The sequence below is a fragment of the Martinezella lusitana genome (genome assembly GCF_010668395.1).
GTDB lineage: Bacteria > Pseudomonadota > Alphaproteobacteria > Rhizobiales > Rhizobiaceae > Rhizobium > Rhizobium lusitanum_A.
In genome coordinates this window covers 180,411-198,069 of sequence record NZ_WUEY01000010.1, presented here as the reverse complement: position 1 = coordinate 198,069, position 17,659 = coordinate 180,411, and the positions used below count along the sequence as shown (strand labels likewise).

The following is a 17,659-nucleotide window of genomic DNA, read 5'->3' as shown; positions in this document are numbered from 1 at the left end:
CGATGGCCGATATGGATCTGCAATTGACCGCCGTTGCATCGGAACGGCCACCCAGACGGCAGGCCCAGTGGATACGGACATGGTTCGGGACACCAGGCAACACCGTGGTTACGCTTGTCTGCGCCGGCGCCTTGTTCACACTGGGAAGGCTGGTGATCGATTGGCTGCTTGTAAACGCCACATTCGCCGGAACGCCGGCCGACTGCAAGAGCGCCACGGGTGCGTGCTGGCCGTTTCTTGCCGCCAAGCTGCGCTATATGCTGTTCGGCTTCTATCCCTTTGAAGAGCAGTGGCGGCCACTTCTGGCATTGATCCTGTTCGTCGGCGGCGCCCTGGTGTCGATGCTGCCGCGGTTATGGGGGCGGGCCCTGCTTGGCGCGTGGTTCCTGGTGCTGATGCCGGTGCTTTATATTCTCATGGCAGGAGGTTTTTTCGGCCTGATGCCCGTGCCGACCAGCCAATGGGGAGGCCTGCCGCTCTCGTTCCTGCTTTCCTTCGTCGGGCTGGCCTGCGCTCTGCCCTTGGGAATCCTCCTGGCCCTCTCCCGCATATCCGATCTGCCGATCATCCGCATCCTCGCGATCAGTTTCATCGAGATCGTGCGCGGCGTTCCGCTGATCAGCATCCTGTTCATGGCCACGGTGATGCTGCCCCTGTTCATGCCGGACGGCATCACGATCGACAAATTGGTCCGGGCGCAGGTTGCGATCATCATTTTCGCCGCCGCCTATATCGCCGAAATCGTCCGTGGCGGCCTGCAGGATGTTCCGAGGGGGCAGAGCGAGGCCGGATCGTCCCTGGGTCTGCATTATTGGCTGGTCATGTACAAAATCGTACTTCCGCAAGCCATGAAGAAAGTCATCCCGCCGCTGGTCGGCCTGTTCATCGGCTTTTTCCAGGACACGACGCTTGTGACCATCGTCGGTCTTCTCGATTTTCTCGATACGGTGCGGTCTGCGATGCGCGACCCTGCCTGGCAAGGCATTGCGGTCCTGGAGGGCTACCTCTTCGCAGCAGCCGTCTATTTCGCCTTCAGCGCATTGATGGGCAGCTACAGCCGGTTTCTGGAGCGCTATTTCAGGACAACGCACGACTAGGAACGGTCAGCCCGGCTTAATCGCCGTCTCGACATCGGCCCGCTGCGATGACGGATCGGACCGTGGCGGCGTGCGCGAATGGCCGAACTCCGCCGTCGACCGGCGAGCATCGGCAAAGCGCCCACCCGGACTGCACCATTGCCTAACCGAGACCTTCCGCCGTGGCATAGGCGGAAAGCACATCCCTGATGTCATCCTGTTTGGGCAGGACGGCGCGGGTGGTTATGGAATCGAGATGATGGGTCATGAGAGCGGTTGCCTCGGCCGTGTCGCCGGCAATCAGCTTGTCCAGCAGATCCCGATGCTCCGATACCGCACACTCGGAGGAATGCGGTCTTCCGTAAAGCGCAAGGATCAGCGAACTGCGCCCGACCAGTTCGTTCACGTAACGAATGAGGCTGGAATTGTTCGTCATCTGCGCAAGAAGCGTGTGGAATTCACCCGCCAGGCGGATCGATGTGGCATGCTGCGCTCTGGCGGAATCCTCTGCCTCTATGTGAGCCGAAAGCGTGTCGATTTGATCCCGCGTCAAATTGCCTGAAAGTGTTTCCACCACCAGCCGTTCCAGCGCCATGCGCGTCAGGAACAGATCGCGGCCCTCCTCCAGGCTGGGCCGGGCAACCGCCGCTCCCTTGTTCGGGCGCAGTTCGACCAGTCCTTCCTGGCTCAGGCGAACCAGCGCTTCGCGGACGAGGGTCCGGCTGACACCCATTCGCTCACCGATCGAATCTTCCGGCAACTTCGACCCCGGCGGCAATGCCTGGTCGATAATCGCTCGCTTCAAAGCGCGGTGAACAGCCTGGGAGCGGCCACCGCCAGCATCGCTCGCTTTGTCTGCCATTCCGGATCTCCAACCTTTGGGTTCCTCCTCGAATTGCATACGACCATTGTGTGTGTCCAGCCTTTTTTGACCCGCCGTTTCGGTTGGTATTTGCCGCTTTATTTTCGCGGAACTGCAAATGGCACTTTACGAAACAGAGATTGCATGCATAAAATAGCACAAATTGCATACAATAATAAATCAGAAGAAGCGGGAACTATTGCATGCTATCGTTCATCGCCAAGAGAATCCTGAGCCTGATTCCAGTGATTCTGATCGTCTCCATCGTGGTTTTCCTGCTGTTGCGACTCAGCCCGGGAGATCCCGCCGTCGTCATCGCGGGCGACAATGCCGATGCCGCGACGATCGAGAGAATCCGCGCGACCCTCGGACTGGACCAGCCACTGTTGACCCAGTTTATCCTTTGGGTCGGCTCGCTTTTGCGCGGTGATCTTGGCGTGTCGATCTTCTCGAACATTCCCGTCACCGATCTTATCTTGCAGCGCCTGGAGCCCACGGCCTCGCTTGCCCTGACGACGATCTTCTTTTCGATCCTGATTGCGGTTCCTCTCGGCACGATTGCCGGTGCCACGGCGGGAAGCTGGCTGGATCGGGCGTTGATGCTCATCTCCGTCCTCGGGTTTTCGATCCCGGTCTTCGTGCTGGGCTACTGCCTCATCTATGTCTTCTCGCTGCAGCTGCATGTGTTGCCGGTGCAGGGGTTCACCAGCATCCGGCAGGGGATCTTCCCTTTCCTCTCCAACATCGCGCTGCCCACCATGACGCTGGGTCTTGCCTATCTCGTGCTGATCGCACGCATCACGCGCGCAAGCGTTCTGGAAATGATGGGCGAGGATTTCATCCGAACCGCGCGGGCCAAGGGTGTGAAGGAGCGCATCGTCGTGACACGGCACGCCCTGCGCAACTCGGCGATACCGATCCTGACCGTCATCGGCATCGGCGTTGCGCTTCTGATCAGCGGCGTGGTGGTGATCGAGACTGTCTTCAACATTCCCGGTGTCGGCCGCCTTGTCGTGGATGCGATATTGAAGCGCGACTATCCCGTCATCCAGGGGGTCATCCTCGTATTTTCCGGCGTCTATGTCCTCGTCAATCTGGCGATCGATATCGGCTATGCCTTCCTCGACCCGCGAGTACGCTACTGATGAACAGCCCTGCTTCGTCTTCCGTCGCCCCGGTCTCCCGAAAGCCCTGGCTTCCGGCGCCTCTATCCCATCCGTCCATCCTCATCGGCGGATTGCTCGTTGCGGCGATCGTCATCGCCGCGATCCTTGCTCCCCTCCTCGGAACCGTCGATCCCACGCGGATCGCGCCGGGCATGAGGCTGAAGCCGCCCTCAGCCCTCGCCTGGTTCGGAACGGACCTGTTCGGGCGCGACGTTTACAGCCGTGCGGTCTACGGTGCGCGCAGCTCGATCCTCATCGGGCTTTGCGTCGCGACGGTGGCGCTGACTGCCGGCGTCACGATCGGGTTGGTGACGGGCTATTTCCGCTGGGTGGACGCCGTGGTGATGCGCATCATGGACGGTCTGATGGCAATTCCCACATTCCTGCTGGCCATCGCTCTCGTCTCGCTGACCCACGCCGGCATCGCAAGCGTCGTCGCCGCGCTGACGATCCCCGAGATCCCGCGCGTCGTCCGCCTGGTTCGCAGCGTCGTGTTGACCGTGCGCGAGGAGCCGTTCATCGAGGCGGCCATCTCCGTCGGCACGCCGACCCCGAAGATCCTCGTGCGCCATATCCTGCCCAGCGCCTACGCACCCTTGATGGTGCTCGGCACCTACATTTGCGCCTCGGCCATTCTGATCGAGGCGGGACTGAGTTTCCTCGGGACGGGATTACCGCCGGAAATTCCAAGCTGGGGCAACATGATTTCCGAAGGCCGCACCTTCTTCCAGGTCGCTCCCCGCCTGGTCTTCCTGCCGAGCCTTTTCCTGGCTCTCACGGTGCTTGGCATCAACCTGCTCGGGGATGGGCTGCGCGATACGCTCGATCCCCGGATCGCAAAACGGATGTGAGGGAATTTCGATGAAAATGACCCCACCAGTCATCGAGGTCGAAAACCTCGCCATTTCCCTTCCCGGCAGCGGCGATCGCGGCTTTGCCGTCGATCACGTCTCCTTCTCGGTCGCCGCCGGCGAAATCGTCTGCGTCGTTGGAGAGTCGGGGTCCGGAAAGTCGGTGACGGCACAATCCATCATGGGGCTGTTGCCGAAGGTTTTCCCGAAGCCCGCCGGACGCATCCTGTTCGAAGGCAAGGACATCACCAGGGCAACTCCCGCCGAAATGCGGGAGCTGCGCGGGCGCAGCATCGGCATGATCTTTCAGGAGCCGATGACGGCGCTCAATCCCGTTCAGAGCGTGGGCAAGCAAATCGACGAGGTTCTGAGGACCCATCTGTCGCTATCGTCCAGGGAACGCTTCGAGAAGGTTCTGGCCGCCATGGCGGAAGTTCACCTGCCGGAGCCGGAAAGCCTGTATCACGCCTTTCCGCATCAGCTCTCCGGCGGCCAGCGGCAGCGCGTTCTCATCGCAGCCGCATTGATTCTTCAACCGAAATTGCTGATCGCGGACGAACCGACGACGGCGCTCGACGTGACGACGCAGGCGCAAATTCTGGCGCAAATCCGCGACCTTCAGCGCCAGCGCGGCATGGGTGTGCTGTTCATCACGCACGACATCGGCGTCGTCCGCGAAATCGCCGACCGTGTGGTTGTCATGAGAGCCGGCAAGATGATCGAGCAGGGCGCGGTCAACCAGGTGCTCGATGCGCCGGCCTCCGACTACACGCGCATGCTGATTGCCTCGGTTCCCACGCTCGAGCCGAAGCGAAACGGGCATGTCGTCACCGGCGACGTCGCTCTCAAGGCCGAGGCGCTCACGAAGACATATCGAAGCGGCGGCCTGTTTCGCAAAGCCCGAACCGTCCATGCCCTCAAGGGAGCCTCCCTTTCGGTTCGACGCGGGGAAACGCTCGGCATCATCGGCGAGTCCGGCTCCGGCAAATCGACGCTTGCGCGTTGCATCATGCAGTTGATCGAGCCTTCATCCGGCACCGTGGAATTGCCGCGGGTCCAGGGCGACCGCACTTTGCGTCAGCGCATGCAGATGATCTTCCAGGATCCGTACAGGTCGCTCAACCCGCGGCGCACTGTCGGCCAATCGATCATCGAGGGGCCGATGAACTTCGGACGAAGCCAGGCCGAAGCGCTGGATCGCGCACGCGAACTCATGCAGCTCGTCGGGCTGGAGCCGCATGCGGTGGATCGCTTTCCGCATCAGTTCTCCGGAGGCCAGCGGCAGCGCATTTCGATCGCGCGGGCGCTTGCCATGGAACCCGACATTCTGGTGGCGGACGAGGCGGTGTCGGCGCTCGATGTCTCGGTTCAGGCGCAGGTCCTGCGCCTGATCGACGATATCCAGAAGCGCTTCGATCTGGCGATCCTTTTCATCACCCATGATCTTCGGGTGGCGGCCCAAATCTGCGATCGGCTGATCGTGATGCATCGCGGCGAAATCGTCGAGCAGGGACCCGTGTCCTCGATCTTTGCCGCTCCCGCGCATCGATACACGCGCGAACTTCTTGCCTCGATACCCGGCAGGGCGGAGCAGAAGCTTCCGGCCTGAGAAAACGACCTGAACAAAAAGGGGAATGACAATGATCAACTCGATAAAGGCCTCATGCAGGACTTTGCTTGCCTCGGCATTCCTGCTGTCAAGCCTCGGCGCCGGTGCCGCCTGGGCGGAAACCACACTCCGGATCGTTCCAAGCGCCGACCTTCAGGTTCTCGATCCCATGGGGTCGACGGCCGATATCGTGAAGATGCACGGCTTCATGATTTACGACACGCTGTACGCGCTCGATGAACATTTCAAGCCGCAGCCCGAAATGGTCCAGGACATGCAGCTCTCGGCGGATAAGAAGACATATCGCTTCACGCTGCGCGACGGGCTGAAATGGCATGACGGCCAGCCGGTCAAGGCCGAGGATTGCGTCGCGTCGCTGAAGCGCTGGCAGGCGCGCGATGCCGCCGGGCAGCTGATGGCGCGCGAGCTGAAGGAGATGCGGGTCATCGACGACAAGACCTTCGAGCTGGAATTCAAGGAGCCCTACGGCATCGTCCTGGAATCTCTGAGCAAGGTGGCCTCGAACGTCCCCTTCATGATGCCGAAGCGGATCGCCGAGACCGATCCCTACAAGGAAATCACCGAATATATCGGCTCAGGCCCCTACAAGTTCGACAAGGCCCAGTGGATCCCCGGCAGCAAGATCGTCTACGAGAAGTTCGCCGACTATGTTCCCAGGCCGGAACCCGCCAGCGGCCTGGCCGGCGGCAAGGTCGCGCAGTTCGACCGGGTCGAATGGGATATCATCAAGGACCAGCAGACGGCCCTGTCAGCCCTGATGAGCGGCGAAATCGATTTTTGGCAGAACCCTTCGCTGGATCTTCTTCCGATCATCGAAGCGGCCGGCAACCTGAAAACGCAGGTCATCAACGAGACCGGCACGCAGGGCACGCTTTTCTTCAACCACACGCAGCCGCCCTTCGACAATCCGAAAGCCCGGCAGGCGATGTTCTACCTGACCAACCAGCAGGCCTACCTCCAGGCGGTCAACGGCAATCCGGATTACTACAAGACCTGTGCCTCCTTCTTCATATGCGGCAGCCCGATGGAGACCGAGGCCGGGCTCGATGCCCTCAAGGCGCCCGATCCCGAGAAGGCCAAGGCGCTTTTCAAGGAAGCCGGCTGGGACTTTTCCAAGCCGATCGTGATCCTCGACCCGACCGACGAGAGCATCGTGCATCCGGAAACGGTCGTGACGGTGCAGGCAATGCGCGATATCGGCCTGACGGTCGACGTGCAGGCCATGGACTGGGCGACCGTGTTGAAGCGCCGGAACTCCACCGAGCCGACGGACAAGGGTGGCTGGAACCTCCTTCATTCCTATGTCGGCGGACAGGTCGTCGCAAATCCGGTCTGGAGCATCACCTTCTCCGCCGCCTGCGAGAAGGGCATTTTCGGCTGGCCTTGCGACAAGACGCTTGAAGATCTGCGCCTGAAATGGGCCCTTGCCGACGGGATCGACGCACAGAAAGCCGTCGCGGCGGAATATTCCAAACGCGCCTTCGAAACCGGGCATCACATCCCGCTCGGCCAGTGGAATACCTTCGTGGCGTATTCGAACAAGCTTTCCGGCGTGCTGACGACGCAGGATGTTCCGGTGTTCTGGAACGTCAAGAAAAGCGACTGATGCAACGCCGAGGACTGCCGGCCTGACGCCGGCCGCCATCAGATCGACCATCCAACAGCGAGCAGAAACATGCCGACCGACTTCGACCGCTTGCCTTTCCAACCCAATGAGTACCTGGCACGCAGGGACGCGCTGCGAAAACTCATGGCCGAGCACGGCATCGATGCCTGTGTGCTGAACTCGACCGAGAATATGTATTACCTCACCGGGTTCGGATCGCTTGCCCATGGCGCAACCTCCCTGATCGTTCGAGCCGACGGCAAGGCGATCTGGGTGATGCGCCTGACGGAACTCAGCAATATCAGGGCCCTCAAGGGCAAGATCTGGGCGGATGAAGGCGTCGGCGTGCGGGACGGCCAGGACTATTCGACCGTCCTCGATCGCACGCTCGCCGATTTCGTGCCCGGCAAAGCCGTCATCGCGGTCGAATACGGGACCGTGCAGACGGCTCTGCGCGGCTTCGTTGGTCCGAAGAACGGGGCTATCCTCAACGCTTCCGGCCTTGTCGAACAGCTGCGCCGCGTCAAAAGCCCCGCCGAAATCGAACTTCTGCGGCGCGCGGGCCAGATCGCCGCGCAATCGTGCCGGGATGGCTTCGAGGCGCTGCATGAAGGAATGACCGATGCGCAGCTTGCAGCAGTCGTCACCAACAGCATGCTCGCCAACGGCAGCCACCGGCCGGCAAAGATGGCGAATGTCTGCGCAGGCCCGCGCACGGCTCGCGCCCATGTCACCTGGTGCGGGGCATCCATTTCGCGCGGGGAACTGGTCAATATCGAGCCAGCCGCCTCCGTCTTCGACTATCACACGCCGATCTTCCGCTTCTACTCGATCGGAGCGCCGTCCGACCGGGTTCGCCGCATGTTCGATGTGTGCAAGGAAGCCCTCGACGAAGGCTTCGCCCATGTTCGCCCCGGAATGACGGCGCACGAAGCCGCCCGTCTGTTCGAAGGCGTGATCGAACGCCGTGGCTTTGCCGAATGGATGGTCACGCGCCCGGCCTACAGCATCGGCGGCTCGTTTCCGCCCGGCTGGGGCGAGGACGACGTCATGGCGATCCGCCGCGACTTCGATGCCGTTCTCGAGGAAGGCATGTGCTTCCATGTGACCCCCTGCCTCTACGAGGACGGCGTCGGTTGCGTCGGCGCCAGCATGCCATGCGTACTGACCGCCAGCGGATTTGAATCCCTGAGCGGCGACGAAGCGGTTTTTGGTGTCAAATGAACAACAACGCTATCCATATGAATGAGAACCGAGCCGCTCCGAGCGACAGGACCGCCTTCGATTTTACCAGGCTTACCGCGCATGAACGCTATAAGCTGATGATCGGCACGATCATCCCGAGGCCGATCGCGCTGGTGACGACGGTCGATGAACACGGCCGATACAATGCGGCTCCTTTCAGCTTCTTCAACTGCCTTTCCGCCGATCCGCCGATCGTGGCGATCGGCGTTGAAAACAAGCCGGACATGTCCTTCAAGGATACCGGTCACAACATCCGGATGACGGAGGTCTTCACGGTCAATATCGTCTCGCATGCCATAGCCGAGGCAATGCACGTCTGCGGCGCGAAATACCCGAGAGGCGTCGACGAGATGGCGGAGGCGGGCCTGACGGCCCTGCCCGGCAAAATGGTTGCGTCACCCTGGATAAAGGAGGCCCCCGCCGCATTCGAATGCCGCAGGCATATCACGCTGGAGCTGGGCAAATCGCGCCAGATCATCATGGGCGAGATCGTCTTTGCGCATTATCATGAAGGCGCAGTGGATGAGGGCTTGCATGTCGATCCAAACATCATCGACTCCATCGCACGGCTGGGCGGCGATACCTGTTCGACGATCCGCGACAGGTTCGAGATGCTGACCCCCAAGTTGGCATAGGCCATGGCCACGCCAAAAGCGGGAACCCGGTGCCGGTTGAGCGAAGCCGCAACCCGCCGGATGGTCTCAGCTTGCCTGCCCGACCGAGCCGCGTGAAATCAACGTCGTCTGAATGGTAAAATGCTGGCTGGCTTCGGCCCCTCCGTCGATCCGGGCGATCAGCCGCTCCGCTGCGCGTCTTCCCATCTCATATACCGGCTGGTCCACCACGGTTATGGGTGGCGTGGTGACTGTCGTCCAGTCCGCGTTGAAGAATGAAATTATCGATATATCGCGGGGAACCGACAAGCCGCGTGTCTGCAGCGAGCGAAACACCTCGAGGCCGACGACGCTGTCCGAGGCGATGATCGCGCTCGGCCTCGGCGTGCCGCCGAGAAGGTGAGCGACGACTGCGTCCGTATGGTCCTGGTCGACGGCTCCCAGCCGAACGAGGCGGTGGGCATCCTGCACGCCGTTGGCCGATTGTGCGGCAAGAAATCCTTCGACGCGGCGAAGGACCGAAGTCGCGGGAAGCTGGCTCTCGTCGGTGAAATATTCCCCGACCTCGCCTTCCCGAGCGGTGACGTAGGCAATATGCCGATGTCCGAAACTCTGGAGATGCCGGGTCGCCATCATGGCCGCGTCGCGGTCTGCCCCCGTCACGGCATCGACCTGCAGCGCCGGGATCGCACGGTCGAACAGAACCAGCGGAACCCCCACGCCGATTGCATCGCTGAGATGGTCCGACGCACCGCAATCGGAGGGGGTCACGATCAGACCGTCCACGCGTCTTCCGATGAGGAGGTCGATGGCGGCCTTCTCCGCCGAAAGCTCTTCCCCTGAATTCGCGATGATGACATTGAAGCCCGCGGTTCGCGCGACGTCGCTGATGCCGCGGACCGCCAGGCTGAAGAAGGCGTTCTCGATGTCGCCGACGACGACGCCGATCGTGCCCGAACGGCCGGTCGTCATGCTCCGGGCAAGCTCGTTCGGCCTGTACCCCAGCACCGCCGCGGCAGCCGTAACCTGGCTTCGAACCTTATCGCTGACGGTGCCATAGCCCCCCAGAACGCGAGCCGCGGTGGCTTTGGATACTTTTGCGCTTTTGGCGACGTCTGCGACGGTAACGGGCCGCTTCGAAGGGGCGAAATCTTTCATGCACCACGACTACAAGAGTTATTGACGGGTCGTCAATTGACCTATATCAAATTCGATGTGAGACCGGTCTCTTTTTAAATGAGACCGGTATCTTTACCAGAAATTGCCGATTCCTGTCGGCGATCAAAATCGATTGAAGTGCCAATAAGAGCAACTTTCAGAGCGGAGAATGACAATGTTTAAACAGAGCCTATGGGCGGCCGTCACGACCCCGGTTCGGGCCGGCATTGCCGCATGCCTACTCCTTGCCGCGGCCTCCGGATCGGCGATCGCCGCCGACAATCCGTATGGCCTCATCGATCCCGGCGTGATCAGCGTCGGAACGATGGGAGATGCGAAGCCCTACACATTTACGACCGCGGACGGACAGTTCACGGGGTTCGACATAGAACTGTTCCTGAACGTGGCCTCGCGGATCGGTTTCCCCAAGGAGAAGGTTACGTTTACCGGCCAGGAATTCTCCGCGCTGCTGCCCTCCGTCGCCAACCAGAGATTCGACGTTGCCGTCGCCGCGATCGGCACGACCGAAGCGCGCAAGAAGACCGTCGATTTCTCTGACGGCTATCTGGCCGGCTATCTCTCCGTCCTGACCGCCGATGGCAGCATAAAGGATGCCGCCACACTGAAAGGCAAGCGTCTGGGCGTCGTGCAGGGTACGCTGCAGGAGGCCTATGCGACCAAGAACTTCACCGGCACCGACCTCGTCAAATTCCCGGACAACAATTCAGCCGTAGCCGCCCTGAACAATGGAACGGTGGATGCCCACTTCCTCGACTACGAAGCCGCCAAGCAGTACGGCGAACGCTATCCGACCCTCAAGATCGCGGTGAATATCCCCTCATTCGACGCCCCGGCCGGCTTCGTCGTAAGGAAGGGCAACGATGCGTTCCGGGAAGCGCTGAACAAAGGGCTTCACGAAGCCATGCAGGACGGCACCTGGAAAACGCTCTACGAAAAGTGGTTCCCCGGCTCGCCCATGCCGGACCAGTATCTTCCCAAGAAATGACCGGTAGAGCCGCCCGCGCAAGCGGGCGGCCGAAAACCTGTCCCGCCGGAGCATAAGGCAGGATGACGCAGCCAACCGCCGCGCGATAACTCATGGGGAATTGGATGGACTGGCTCGAAAATCTTCGCCGCAGCTTCCTCGATTGGGACGCCATGGCGGAAGTGCTGCCAAGCATGATCACCGTCGGCCTGAAGAACACGCTTATTCTGGCCGCAGCCTCGACGATTTTAGGCGTCGTGATCGGCATGATCCTGGCGGTCATGGGCATATCGCAATCCCGCTGGCTGCGACTGCCCGCACGCATCTACACGGATATCTTTCGCGGACTGCCCGCGATCGTCACTATTCTGATCATCGGCCAGGGATTCGCCCGTATCGGCCGCGAGCTGTTCGGCCCGTCTCCATTTCCGCTCGGTATCATTGCGCTGAGCCTGATTGCCGGCGCCTATATCGGCGAAATTTTTCGCGCGGGCATCCAAAGCGTCGAGCGCGGACAGATGGAAGCGTGCCGGGCGCTGAGCATGAGCTACGGCCAGGGAATGCGCCTGATCGTCATTCCGCAGGGGATCAGGCGCGTCCTTCCCGCCCTGGTGAACCAGTTCATCGGCAACGTCAAGGATTCGAGCCTTGTCTACTTCCTCGGGCTTCTGGCCTCGGAACGCGAGATCTTTCGCGTCGGACAGGATCAGGCCGTCGTCACCGGCAATCTTTCTCCGCTTCTGCTTGCGGGCATCTTCTATCTCGTCATCACCGTTCCATTGACGCACCTCGTCAACTACATCGATCAACGCCTTCGCATGGGCAAGCAGGGACATTCGACGGGCGCGGCGAGCGGTCTCGTGGAAGTCAGCGAGCTGAAGGCGGCCAAGACGCCGCCGGCCGTTTCCGAAGCGAGTAAGAAGGTTGCCGGCGGCTCGCTCGATATCCGTGGCCTCAGTATGAGCTACGGTCACCTCGACGTGCTGAAGGGCGTCGACCTGGCCATCCCGCGAGGTTCGGTGACCTGCATCATCGGGCCTTCCGGATCGGGAAAATCGACGCTGCTGCGATGCCTGAACAGGCTGGTCGAGCCGAAGGGCGGCGACATCCTTCTCGATGGCGACAGCATCCTGACCATGAAGCCGGAAGCGCTCCGTCGGCGCGTCGGCATGGTGTTTCAACATTTCAACCTCTTCCCCGACCATACCGCGCTTGAGAACGTCATGCTGTCGTTGCGCAAGATCAAGGGCATGTCCCGCAGCGAGGCCCGGCGTATCGGCGAGGCTAGGCTTGGCGAAGTCGGTCTGATCGGCCGGAAGGATCATCGTCCGGCCGGCCTGTCCGGCGGCCAGCAGCAACGCGTGGCCATTGCCCGGGCTCTGGCCATGGATCCCGAAGTCATTCTCTTCGACGAGGTCACGAGCGCGCTGGATCCGGAACTCGTCAAGGGCGTGCTCGACCTGATGGCCGATCTCGGCCGGCAGGGGATGACGATGGCGGTCGTCACGCACGAGATGGGGTTTGCCAGGCGGGTGGCCGACCAGGTCGTCTTCATGGACGAAGGGCGCATCGTCGAGGTCGGATCGCCGACGGAGATTTTCGACGCCCCGAAAAGCGATCGGCTTCGCCGCTTCCTGGCGGAAGTTCTGTGATCGAGGGAAAAGCAGCAAGGAAATCTGCAAATGGAAAAGATGCTCCGCTGGGGAATTCCCAGCACCGCCAGGATCGCTCCCCAGACTTTGAGCCCAGGCAGCCGCATCACCAGCGATGAGGAGCGCGATCCGCCCAGCGGCGGCGTGGAGGTCATCGACGCGCTTTTCCGCGCGAGGCACTGCCGCCGTTTCGAACAACCCTGACAACCATCATGCAAACCAGGACCATGAAGATGAGCGAACGAAAGAAACCAGAGAATGTGATCGTCGTCGGTGGCGGTATTTTCGGAATGTCGACGGCGGTTCATCTCGCCAGGCTCGGCATCAAGACGACGCTGATCAATGACGGCCCTCTCGCCAACGGGGCTTCCGGGCGCTCCCTGGCCTGGCTGAACTCATCGAGAATGCGCTCCGACGCCTATCATCGGCTGCGCCTCGCCGGCATCGATCGCTACCGGACGCTCTCGCACGAATATCCCGACGCAAAGTGGCTGCGCTTCGATGGCGGCCTGACCTGGGACGCCGACGACGGCGCCAATCAGATCGCCGCCGTGTTCGACTATGAGCGCGAGCTCGGATACCACGCCATATCAGTCGACGTCGATACCATCGCCGCGACCGTTCCCGGCATCGACGGCGCCCGGATCACGCCGCAGGGCGCCATCTTCAATCCCGGTGAAGGCTGGGTCGACCTGCCATCCCTGATCGCGGTCCTTGCCGGGGAATTCCAGTCGCTCGGCGGCATGATCGAAACGGGTGCCGGACGGGCGACGGTTGAGGTCGAAAATGGTCGGGCAATCGGCGTAAGGACCGCCGACGGAAAGACATGGCCGGCGGATGCGGTTCTGCTTGCCGCGGGCGGAGAAGTGCCTGCCATCGTGCAGGAGGCGGGAATTCATATCGGCGATCAGACGCCGGTCGCGCTGCTTGTCCGCACAAAGCCTCTTGAACACCCGCTAAAGGCGGTCCTCAACACCCCTCGCGTCGCAATCAGGCCGACGCCCGACGGTGCGTTTGCACTTGACTCGGCATGGTCCGAGGAGGAAGTGGGCGTCAAGGAAGACGGCAGCTACGACATCCGTCAAAGCACTCTGGACGGGTTGCTTGAGGAGGCGTCGAAGGTTCTCGAGGGGCATCCAAAACTGGAGCTGAACGATTTCGGTGTCGGCCTGAAGCCGATCCCAGGCGACGGCGAGCCGGTTTTTGGTGAACTGCGTTCCATCCCAGGGTATTTCGTCGCGTTCAGCCATAGCGGCGCGACCCTTGGGCTGATCGCAGGCGAACTCCTTGCCGACGAAATCGCCACGGGCAAGCGCCACCCTCTTTTCGCCCAGTTCAGGCCGGAACGCTTCCACAAGTAGGACTTCGGGCAACGCGGGCCACCTCACGATGGTGGGCTGGCCATGACGGGGCCGTCGGCGTCGCAACCAGATCGGTTCGATCAAACCTGGATCTGTGGCGTCGCTGGCTTCCGCCTGAGCGCTCTTCGGCTCGGCACCAAGCGTCCGAGTTCATGGAAGCGATGTGGCGGAGCGGGCACTCGCTATGCGTAGGCGCCTAGCCGCAATCCCTTGATCCAGTTGTGACACAACTGAACGCCTTCCTCGGGCTTGAAAGTCGTCGGGTTCAAGCACCACGCCAGCCACAGGCCGTCCAGCAACGCGCTGAAGGAAAGCGCTGCAAGCCGCATGTCTCCAACGGCAATTTCCTCGTCATCCGCAAGGTCCTTCAAGAGAGCTTCGACAGCCTTCACGTAGCCGGAGAACTCTCGCTGCTGCGAGAAACTTAGCTTGGGAGAATGCAGGATGAGCCCCCAGAAAACGACCCATACGCCGAGAACATCACGATCGAACAGCATCGACGAAAACGATGCTTCTATGAATGCGTTCAGGCGACCTTGCGGCGTAGGATCCGCCTGATCGACGACGTTCATCAATCCCTGCAGCATCTCACTCGCCATAATGTCGAAGGCATAGATGACAAGTTCGTTCAGCTCGCCAAAATGATGCGTGATCAATCCTTGAGTGACGCCGGCTTCGGCAGCGATCTGGCGCACGGAAACACCTGCGTTTCCATGCTTGACAATGCAGCGCAGCGCCGCTTCGCCCAGCTGTCGACGGCGATCGTCAGGGGTCTCACGACGGAAGCGCGCCCGGGATTTCGTCGGATCGTTTTTCGTCAAACCGGTATCCTCACGCTGGCGAGCCATGGGTAACGATGCCATTGATATATTTTATGTTTCACCCCCTCATAGATGAACGAGCGGGTATTTCAAGCTTGTTATACGGGCATATGGCCGCCTTGGCCTCACCTACATAGTCTTACCCGCATCATGTCAAACGCGTCTCCGGCTGTGCCTCGAAGAGGTCTGCGAGGAGGCCGGGCGGGGCGGTGATCGGCTTTCTCGCATCGCCCTGCCGCACCGTCTGGACGGCGGAACCGACACGGATCGGCCATTTCATCAGTAGGTTACAAGATATTATACGATCGTATAATTTTTTGCTTGCATGGAACAAGCAACGCGATATCCTTCCTGTGCTCAGGGCACCTGTTCGTATAGGGCGAGCATATTCACAACCAATAAGGGAACACCATGAAACGCGACCCCCGGTTTGATATCCTCTTCGAACCCGTCCGGATCGGACCGCTGACGGCCCGCAACAGATTCTATCAAGTGCCGCACTGTTCGGGGATGGGTTATCGCTATCCCAATGCCGAGGCCCATCTTCGCGGGATCAAGGCGGAGGGGGGCTGGGCGGTCGTTTCGACGCAGGAGGCGGAAATCCACCCGACCTCCGATCTGACGCCCGCAAACGAGGCCCGCCTTTGGGACGACGGGGACCTGCCGACGCTTGCGGCAGTAACAGAAAGAATCCACGCTCACGGAAGCCTCGCAGCGATCCAGCTGGTTCACAATGGCTTGCATGTCGCCAACCGCTTCAGCCGAATGATTCCGCTCGCGCCGTCGAATTCGGTGAGCGACAGTCTTGATCCGGTTCAAGCGCGCGCGATGGACAAGGCCGACATCATCGACATGCGACGCTGGTATCGCGAGGCCGCCATCCGTGCGAGACGGGCCGGTTTCGACATCATCTACCTGTATTCGGGGCACGATATGAGCGTGCTGCAGCACTTTCTGTCCAAGCGCCACAATCACCGTTCCGACGAGTATGGCGGCAGCTTCGAGAACAGGCTGCGGCTCTTCCGGGAGATTCTCGGCGACACCAAGGAGGCGGTTGGCGACACCTGTGCCATCGCCGTTCGCCTTGCCGTCGATGAGTTGCTCGGACCAGCCGGGATCACCAGCGAAGGGGAAGGCCGGGACGTTATCTCCGCACTCGCGGAAGAGCCCGATCTATGGGACGTCAACCTGTCCAACTGGTCCAACGACAGTCAGACAGCGCGTTTTTCGGAAGAGGGCTATCAAGAACCCTACATCGGCTTCGTGAAATCGGTGACGACCAAGCCCGTCATCGGCGTCGGACGATACACATCACCCGACAGCATGGTGCGGGTGATCAGGCAAGGCATCATGGATTTCATAGGAGCGGCGCGCCCGTCGATCGCCGACCCGTTCCTTCCGAGAAAGATCGAGGAGGGACGGATCGATGACATCCGCGAATGCATCGGGTGCAACATCTGTGCCTCGGGTGACAACACAAACACACCGATGCGCTGTACTCAGAACCCGACGATCGGCGAGGAGTGGCGCAAAGGATGGCATCCCGAGCGGCTGTCTGTAAAAGACCGCCCCGAGCCGGCCTTGATCATAGGCGGCGGCCCCGCGGGTCTCGAAGCCGCCCGCGCCCTTTCGCAGGCTGGCGTCGATATCGTTCTGGCTGACAGCGGCGACGAGTGGGGCGGGCGGATTACGCGGGAAAGCAGGTTGCCCGGACTGGCGACCTGGGCGCGTGTCCGGGACTGGCGCGTGGGGCAGTTGCAGGTGCGCCCAAACGCGCAGATCTACCTGCAAAGCCCGTTGACCGTCGACGACGTGCTGCAGTACGGAGTGCCGCATATCGCGCTCGCAACAGGCAGCCGTTGGCGTTGCGATGGCGTCGGCCGCACGCACCGCCTCCCGCTTGCCTTTCTCTCCGAGGGGAAGATCGTGTCGCCCGACGCGGTCATTGACGAGGGAGGCCAGGCAGTGACCGACGATGGCCCGGTGGTCATTTACGATGACGATTCGTTCTACCTGGGCAGCGTTCTCGCCGAAGTCCTCGTCGAAGCCGGCCGGCATGTCATTTTCCTGACGCCCGAGCCGCAGGTTTCACCCTGGAGCAATTACACGCTTGAACAGTCGCGCATACAGAAGCGCCTGATCGATCTCGGGGTCCAGATCATCCCGTCGGTCGGCCTTGCCGGGAGAACGCGCGACAGCCTGACGCTGTCATGTGTCTATAGCGGCAAGCTGAGCTCGATAGACTGTGCGACACTGGTCCCCGTGACGGCACGCCTGCCCAACGAAGACCTCTGGCTGGCTATGAAGGCGCGGGAATGCGAATGGGCGGATGCGGGCATCAAGTCCGTAACGAGGCTTGGCGATTGTCTCGCTCCGGGCTTGATAGCATCCGCTGTATATTCCGGGCATCAATACGCGCAGGGCTATGGCACCGCGCCCGAAGACGGTCGCGTGCCGTTCAAACGTGAGGACATTGCCATGCTGTATGGCAATGCAACACCCGGGAAACTCACCGCCGATCTGTACTGACGGTCGGCGCAGGGCGTCACCGCCTCAAGGACGGCCGCAAAGCCGCCCAACCGCAAGAAAGTGCGGCTGAGCCCGAGGGCACAGCCGCCTTTACCTCTAACAA

Annotated in this window: 16 protein-coding genes; 12 read left to right on the top strand and 4 right to left on the bottom strand. The window is 61.2% G+C overall.

The window, feature by feature from the left end; genetic code table 11:
- Positions 1 to 2: 2 nt before the first annotated feature.
- A complete protein-coding gene (locus GR212_RS21550) occupies positions 3 to 1,097 on the top strand; it encodes an amino acid ABC transporter permease (protein ID WP_163989221.1) in 1,095 nt (364 codons plus the stop codon).
- A 142-nt stretch (positions 1,098 to 1,239) separates the two neighbouring features.
- On the opposite strand, the gene GR212_RS21545 is transcribed toward GR212_RS21550, so the two are convergent.
- The gene (locus GR212_RS21545; RefSeq protein WP_163989219.1) at positions 1,240 to 1,938 is read right to left on the bottom strand and encodes a GntR family transcriptional regulator; all 699 of its coding nucleotides are present in this window, start codon (positions 1,936 to 1,938) and stop codon (positions 1,240 to 1,242) included.
- A 203-nt stretch (positions 1,939 to 2,141) separates the two neighbouring features.
- On the opposite strand from GR212_RS21545, the gene GR212_RS21540 reads away from it, so the two are divergent.
- From GR212_RS21540 to GR212_RS21515, 6 genes are all read left to right on the top strand, one after another.
- Positions 2,142 to 3,083 carry an ABC transporter permease gene (locus GR212_RS21540; protein WP_163989217.1) on the top strand — a complete coding sequence of 314 codons (942 nt, stop codon included), beginning with the start codon at positions 2,142 to 2,144 and terminating at the stop codon, positions 3,081 to 3,083.
- Positions 3,083 to 3,955: an ABC transporter permease gene (locus tag GR212_RS21535; protein WP_163989214.1), complete on the top strand. Its 873-nt coding sequence runs from the start codon at positions 3,083 to 3,085 to the stop codon at positions 3,953 to 3,955. Before GR212_RS21540 ends, GR212_RS21535 begins: the two co-directional genes overlap by 1 nt.
- A 16-nt stretch (positions 3,956 to 3,971) precedes the next feature.
- Positions 3,972 to 5,564, top strand: coding sequence for an ABC transporter ATP-binding protein (locus tag GR212_RS21530; RefSeq protein WP_163989281.1), 1,593 nt, complete (start codon positions 3,972 to 3,974; stop codon positions 5,562 to 5,564).
- A 31-nt stretch (positions 5,565 to 5,595) separates the two neighbouring features.
- On the top strand, positions 5,596 to 7,191 hold the full coding sequence (locus GR212_RS21525; protein ID WP_163989212.1) for an ABC transporter substrate-binding protein: 1,596 nt from the start codon (positions 5,596 to 5,598) through the stop codon (positions 7,189 to 7,191).
- 69 nt (positions 7,192 to 7,260) lie between these two features.
- On the top strand, positions 7,261 to 8,415 hold the full coding sequence (locus GR212_RS21520) for a M24 family metallopeptidase (RefSeq protein ID WP_163989210.1): 1,155 nt from the start codon (positions 7,261 to 7,263) through the stop codon (positions 8,413 to 8,415).
- A gap of 17 nt (positions 8,416 to 8,432) precedes the next feature.
- Entirely contained in the window at positions 8,433 to 9,071 is a 639-nt protein-coding gene (locus GR212_RS21515; protein ID WP_163989208.1) for a flavin reductase family protein, read from the top strand.
- Positions 9,072 to 9,137: 66 nt separating this feature from the next.
- Here GR212_RS21515 and GR212_RS21510 read toward each other — a convergent pair whose 3' ends face one another.
- Positions 9,138 to 10,208, bottom strand: a complete 1,071-nt coding sequence (locus tag GR212_RS21510) for a LacI family DNA-binding transcriptional regulator (protein WP_163989206.1) — start codon at positions 10,206 to 10,208, stop codon at positions 9,138 to 9,140.
- A gap of 175 nt (positions 10,209 to 10,383) precedes the next feature.
- On the opposite strand from GR212_RS21510, the gene GR212_RS21505 reads away from it, so the two are divergent.
- From GR212_RS21505 to GR212_RS21490, 4 genes are all read left to right on the top strand, one after another.
- Positions 10,384 to 11,214 (top strand): ABC transporter substrate-binding protein, encoded by an 831-nt coding sequence (locus GR212_RS21505; protein WP_432444388.1) that lies wholly within the window; start codon positions 10,384 to 10,386, stop codon positions 11,212 to 11,214.
- Positions 11,215 to 11,318: 104 nt separating this feature from the next.
- Positions 11,319 to 12,845 carry an amino acid ABC transporter permease/ATP-binding protein gene (locus GR212_RS37555; protein ID WP_163989202.1) on the top strand — a complete coding sequence of 509 codons (1,527 nt, stop codon included), beginning with the start codon at positions 11,319 to 11,321 and terminating at the stop codon, positions 12,843 to 12,845.
- Between the two features lie 30 nt (positions 12,846 to 12,875).
- Positions 12,876 to 13,049: a hypothetical protein gene (locus tag GR212_RS21495; RefSeq protein WP_163989200.1), complete on the top strand. Its 174-nt coding sequence runs from the start codon at positions 12,876 to 12,878 to the stop codon at positions 13,047 to 13,049.
- Positions 13,050 to 13,078: 29 nt separating this feature from the next.
- A complete protein-coding gene (locus GR212_RS21490; protein WP_163989198.1) occupies positions 13,079 to 14,206 on the top strand; it encodes an NAD(P)/FAD-dependent oxidoreductase in 1,128 nt (375 codons plus the stop codon).
- A gap of 182 nt (positions 14,207 to 14,388) precedes the next feature.
- On the opposite strand, the gene GR212_RS21485 is transcribed toward GR212_RS21490, so the two are convergent.
- Positions 14,389 to 15,069, bottom strand: coding sequence for a TetR/AcrR family transcriptional regulator (locus GR212_RS21485; protein ID WP_163989197.1), 681 nt, complete (start codon positions 15,067 to 15,069; stop codon positions 14,389 to 14,391).
- 106 nt (positions 15,070 to 15,175) lie between these two features.
- Positions 15,176 to 15,307 (bottom strand): hypothetical protein, encoded by a 132-nt coding sequence (locus GR212_RS37550; protein WP_281411065.1) that lies wholly within the window; start codon positions 15,305 to 15,307, stop codon positions 15,176 to 15,178.
- Between the two features lie 131 nt (positions 15,308 to 15,438).
- Here GR212_RS37550 and GR212_RS21480 point away from each other — a divergent pair, with 131 nt between their 5' ends.
- A complete protein-coding gene (locus tag GR212_RS21480; RefSeq protein ID WP_163989195.1) occupies positions 15,439 to 17,556 on the top strand; it encodes an NAD(P)-binding protein in 2,118 nt (705 codons plus the stop codon).
- Positions 17,557 to 17,659: the final 103 nt, after the last annotated feature.